Origin of the sequence: Psychrobacter sp. AOP5-GZ1-6 (genome assembly GCF_052376345.1) — a bacterium.
Taxonomy (GTDB): domain Bacteria; phylum Pseudomonadota; class Gammaproteobacteria; order Pseudomonadales; family Moraxellaceae; genus Psychrobacter.
Genome location: NZ_JBQSVP010000332.1, coordinates 1 through 565, shown reverse-complemented (window position 1 = coordinate 565; position 565 = coordinate 1). Strand labels below are relative to the sequence as shown.

Here is a 565-nt window from a genome sequence, read left to right as displayed (position 1 = left end):
GCAGTCAGATGTCAGTGACTATGATTTTGTCACGGGTCTGCTCGCAGATATTGGTATCTCTACTTTGTGGGTATCAGGAGAGTCGGTTGATGAGCTGGGTACGTGGTGGTTGGTCAATGGTTTGGATGAGAATGAGCAAATACCGCTAAGCTATAGCTATGCCCAGTCCTCCATACAGTCAGGTCAAGACAGCGTCAATGCATTACAGATGACTACGCAGCAGCTGGGTAGCCATCGTGTCATGGTACGAGCAGATGGCCTCGCCGCTGATACTATCTATGAAGGTCAAGCAGTAGATGAGTCAGCACTTGCCACAGATGACACCACAGTGCTAATTGCAGCGCCCTCTCGAGTGTATGGTGATGATGCAGCAACTGCGATTGCTGAACAGTGGATCGCGGCCAATCGCTGTCAACGTGAGACCTATCAAGCGACTGGCGCCATGCGTGGCCTTGGTGTTGGTAGTCCAGTAAGTATCAACAACCTACCTTCCATTGGCCACTTGTCTACCTATTGTACCGCGGTGACCATCATCGGTATTGAGCCTGACAATGACAGTGTGTCA

At 50.6% G+C, this 565-nt stretch carries 1 protein-coding gene; it reads left to right on the top strand.

Going from position 1 to position 565, the window contains the following annotated elements; genetic code table 11:
* Positions 1–565 (top strand): hypothetical protein (locus ACT3RN_RS16065; RefSeq protein ID WP_444518861.1); only part of this gene is annotated, 565 nt, incomplete at both ends.